General features: G+C 69.2%; 5 protein-coding genes and 1 riboswitch. Of the genes, 2 read left to right on the forward strand and 3 right to left on the reverse strand.

The features are described 5' to 3' along the window. The coding region (locus tag IJH84_RS12140) for an iron chelate uptake ABC transporter family permease subunit (protein ID WP_295144178.1) at nucleotides 1-297 on the reverse strand (297 nt) is incomplete at its 3' end. Next, entirely contained in the window at nucleotides 294-1304 is a 1011-nt protein-coding gene (locus tag IJH84_RS12145) for an ABC transporter substrate-binding protein (protein ID WP_295144180.1), read from the reverse strand. The genes IJH84_RS12140 and IJH84_RS12145, both read right to left, overlap by 4 nt. 61 nt (nucleotides 1305-1365) lie before the next feature. Continuing rightward, nucleotides 1366-1542, reverse strand: a riboswitch (cobalamin riboswitch). Between the two features lie 147 nt (nucleotides 1543-1689). On the opposite strand from IJH84_RS12145, the gene IJH84_RS12150 reads away from it, so the two are divergent. Further along, nucleotides 1690-2154, forward strand: coding sequence for a hotdog fold domain-containing protein (locus IJH84_RS12150; protein ID WP_200072344.1), 465 nt, complete (start codon nucleotides 1690-1692; stop codon nucleotides 2152-2154). A 33-nt stretch (nucleotides 2155-2187) separates the two neighbouring features. Here the strand turns inward: IJH84_RS12150 and IJH84_RS12155 are convergent, their stop codons facing one another. Beyond that, nucleotides 2188-3492, reverse strand: a complete 1305-nt coding sequence (locus IJH84_RS12155; RefSeq protein ID WP_295144185.1) for an MFS transporter — start codon at nucleotides 3490-3492, stop codon at nucleotides 2188-2190. 192 nt (nucleotides 3493-3684) lie between these two features. Here IJH84_RS12155 and IJH84_RS12160 point away from each other — a divergent pair. Then, the coding region (locus IJH84_RS12160) for a DeoR/GlpR family DNA-binding transcription regulator (RefSeq protein ID WP_295144188.1) at nucleotides 3685-4277 on the forward strand (593 nt) is incomplete at its 3' end.

A 4277-nucleotide genomic window follows, 5' to 3' on the forward strand; every position in this document is an offset into this window, starting at 1 on the left:
GAACGGATCGGCCAATGGGTTGCGCAGCAACGACTGCAGTACCGCCCCGCAGCCTCCGAGCCCGGCTCCGCAGAGCGCGGCCAGCACCGCGCGCGGCAACCGCAGCTGCCACACGATGCCCTGCCCGATGCGGGAAACGCCGGTCTCGGCGAGCCCGAGCTTGCTGCCGACCACACCGGCGACGTCCGCGACGGTGAGCTGCGCGGGCCCGAGCGTCACCGCGATCGCGGCCGACAACAACAGGATCGGCACTCCGGCGAGGACGATGGCCGCCGCCGGTGCCCGGTTCGCCGTCAACGCCGGTCCAGTTCGACGAGTTTGTCCGCGAGCCGCTCGATCCCTTGCACAGTGCGGATGCTGACGTTGAGCTCGGTGCCGGTCATGCCCATCGACCGCCCGTCGCGCACCGCGGCCAGCCGGGACACCGCCGGGTCGGCGCGCAGGAAATCCCGTTTCGCGGCAAGGCCGTCGCCTTCTCCGTCGCGAGTCAGGTCGCCGAGCACGAGCAGGTCGGGATCGCGGGCGAGGATGTCCTCCCAGGACACTTGCGGCCACATCGACCGCGCGTCGTCGTAGGCGTTGCGCACGCCCAGCTCCCTGGCCATGATCGCCGGTGCACCGGTGGATCCCGCCACGTAGGGCGATTCCGTGCGGGCGAACCAGAACAGCACCGATGTGTCCTTGGTGGACTCCAACCGGTCGACCCGCTGCCGCGCGGCGGCCACCCGTTCGCGCAGCTGCGCGGTGAGCGCGCGCCCGCGTTCCGGAACGCCGAAGATGTCGGCGATCTCCTGCACTTCCCGGTAGATGTCGTCGAGCTCGACCGGTTCGGCCAGCGGCGCGGCCTCCGGGAAGCAGTTGCTCGGCGACAGGTAAGTGGGCACGCCGAGTTCGCCGAACCGCTCGCGATCGGCGACGCCTTCGTCGGTGAACACGGCTTGATAGGCCCCGAGCACGATGTCCGGCTCGGTGCCCAGCACCGCCTCGTACGACGGATTGTTCTCGGCGAGCCGCGGCACCGTCGCGTTGGCCTGCGCCAACGCCGGATCCACCGGATCGGTCCAGGTCGCCGTGCCCACCATCCGGTCGGCCAGCCCGAGCGAGAGCATGATCTCGGTGGTGGACTGGTTCAGGCTCACCGCGCGCTGCGGCGGACCGTCCACAGTGACGTCGGTTCCGCAGTTGCGCAGCGTTTTCCCGCCTCCGGCGTCCTCTTTCGGAGCGGGTGCGGAACAGGAAGCGAGCACAACGGCGGCCAGCACCACCAGCCCGGCGCGCAACGCGCGGGCGCGAACAGCGAACACTGCTTTGCGATCCTCACCCCGGGCCCATGCGCGAAGCCCGGTCGGCCACGACCCGGCACCGCCTGCGGTCCGGGGAGCCAGCAGGTCTTCGGACTCGGGTTCGCACCGGACGGGGCCGCCTTCCCGGAACGGATCCAGTGGCATCGCCCCGCCCATCACCCCCACCGCTGCGCGTCAGTTCCGGCTTCCGACCGGATTCCCTGGCCACGTGGGCACGACTGGCTCGCCGAGCACCCTAACCGGACATACCACCGAACGGACATGGTGACGTTGCTCGCGCCCGCCCAGAGCGATCGGCCCGCTCCGGACGGCGACCGGTTGACCGGCGGCCACCTTGCAGAATAAGTTACCCGCCGGTAATGCCCGGTGTCCCAAGGAGTCCGTGATGTCCTCGACCATGCAGATGTGGCGGAAGCTGGAGCCGAAGCCGCTGGGAACCCGGTTGTTCTCCTGGGCGGTGTGCCTGCGGGCGCCGTACTTCCGCACGATCCGCCCGCACATCACCGAGATGCGTCCGGGCCGTTGCGAGGTGCGCGCGACCAATCGCCGCCGGGTGCACAACCACCTCGGCACGTTCCACGCGATCGCCGCATGCAATCTCGCCGAGGTCGCGGCCGGGATGCTGATGGAGGCGAGCCTGCCCGGCTCGCACCGCTGGATTCCCACGGGAATGACCGTCCGCTACCTCGCGAAAGCGAAAACGGACCTGCGCGGCGTCGCCGAGCTGGAGCTCCCGGAACTCTCCGACGAGCCCGCGGAGTGGGTCGTGCCGGTGCGGATTCTGGACGCCGCGGGCGACGCCGTCGTCACCGCCGACATCTCGATGCGCGTGTCCGCGAAGAAGGCTTGACGGGGGCCTGCGCGCGGCAGGCCCCCGCGGGCGTCAGTGCGCCGGGACCGCGTCCTTGGGCGCCGCGGCGATTTCCTCTTCAGTGGCACTGGAAGTGCGGATGACCAGCGCCAGTCCGGCGCTGATCAGGTGCAGCACCGCGTAGATCCACAGCACGCCCTGGATGCCGAGGATGCCGATGAACGCCGTGCCGATGGCCGGCCCGAGCGCCTGGCTGGCGCCCGCGCCGAGCGTGTAGGTGGACATGACCTGGCCGGTGCGGTTCGGCGCGTGCATGGTCATCAGCGGCGGCAGCGGGACGTACCCGGCCATGCCGACCCCGAAGATCGCGCACGCGACCGCGACCAGCGCGTAGTTGTGCCCGAACGTGGCCGGCACGTAGTACAGCCCGAGGCAGGCGACCGCGGCGAGCACACCGCCGAACCAGACGATGGTCTGGTCCCCGCTCCACCGGTCGCCGACCGCGCCGAGCACGACCACGCCGACCAGGTTCGAGCCCATCATGATCATCAGGAGCGTGGACCACTCCTCGGAGCCGAACCCGACTTCCTGGATCAGGTACAGCGGCACGAACACCCACACGCCGAACTGCGAAGTGGTGTTGATCAGGCGCATCAGCGCGCCCATGCCGACCTTCGGCTTCTCGAACATGATCGTGACGCAGCCGACGAGGGTCTGCACGACGCTCGCGCGTTCGGCGCCTTGGCTGAGTCCTTCGTAGCCGGAACGCTCCTTGAGCATCGTGAACACGATCGCCGAGCCGACCAGGATCAGCAGCAGCGACACCCACAGCGTCGGGTAGTAGCCGATGGCCGGCTTCAGCACCGAGACCGCGCCGGAACCCAGCACCGGGTATCCCATGGTGAACGAGAACCAGTACCAGCCGAGCGCCTTGCTGATCTGCTGCTTCGGCGCTCCCGCCATGACCCACACCAGGAAGCCGTAGGCGAACAGCGGGTAGCCGAGGCCGCGGATCCCGTAGGTGATCAGGATCAGCGCGTAGCTCCCGGTCGGCACGGCCACCGCCAGCAGCACCGCGTGGCACACGGCCCAGATCGCGGTGCCGGCCATCATGACCTTGCGCGGCCCCCACCGGTCGGAGAGCCCGCCGGACAGGAACGCGCCCACGGCGGCGGCGATGCCGTAGGTGGTGAAGATGACGCCCACGCTGGCTTCGGTGAAGCCGAACTCGGTTTTGAAGTAGGTGGAGAGGTAGCTGGTCTCCACCCCGTCACCGATCATGAACAGCAACATCCCGACGTAGCCCCACAGCAGGGTGCGCGGGATGCCTATCCGGTCGAAGAAGTTCGCGGGCGGCTCGTGGCCGGTTGACACCACGTTCGTGGACCTCCTGACGGGCAGCGGTGCCCGGGTCGTAGCAGGTTTCCGCTGGTCACCACGGCGCGGCGAGTTCCCGCGCCAGCGGCGGCCGGTTCGTGACGGACAACCTGCAACAAGACCCGAGATCTGAGCAAGATCTTCACACAAATTGTGGGATACTCTGGTGGTTTCCACAGTCGGGAGGTCGCGATGCCGGTCCGGAAGTCGGCCGCCGAGGTCGAGCAGCGTCGACAGGAGGCGTTGCGCCTGGTCACCGGCGTCGGCGAGGTCCGCATCGACGAGCTCGCGCACCGCCTCGGAGTCAGCGTGATGACGGCGCACCGCGACCTCGACGACCTCCAGTCCCGCAACCTGCTGCAGAAGCGGCGCGGTGTGGCGGCGGCGTTCAGCACCGTGCAGCGGGAGAGTTCGCTGCGCCTGCGCGAACACGTCAACGCGGAGTTCAAGGCGGCCATCGCCGAGCCGCTGCTCGACCTCGTCGCACCCGGCGACACCGTGCTCATCGACTGCGGCAGCACGCTTTTCCCGTTCGTCCGGGCACTGTCCGAAGTGGAGCAGCTGCAGGTCGTCACGAACTCGCTGCGGGTGAGCTACCTGCTGTCCGAGTCCGCGACCGTCACGCTGCTCGGCGACCGCTTCTACCCCGAGTTCGAGTCCTGCGCGGGCCCCGAGGTGCTGCGCCAGCTCGACCGCTTCCGCGTGGACGTCGCTTTCCTGACCGCCACGTGTGTCCACAATGGCGGGTTGTCCCACCCGGTGCGGGAGTACGCGGAGAACAAGGA

Origin of the sequence: Saccharopolyspora sp. (assembly GCF_017434145.1) — a bacterium.
In the GTDB taxonomy this organism is placed as follows: Bacteria; Actinomycetota; Actinomycetes; order Mycobacteriales; family Pseudonocardiaceae; genus Saccharopolyspora_C; species Saccharopolyspora_C galaxeae.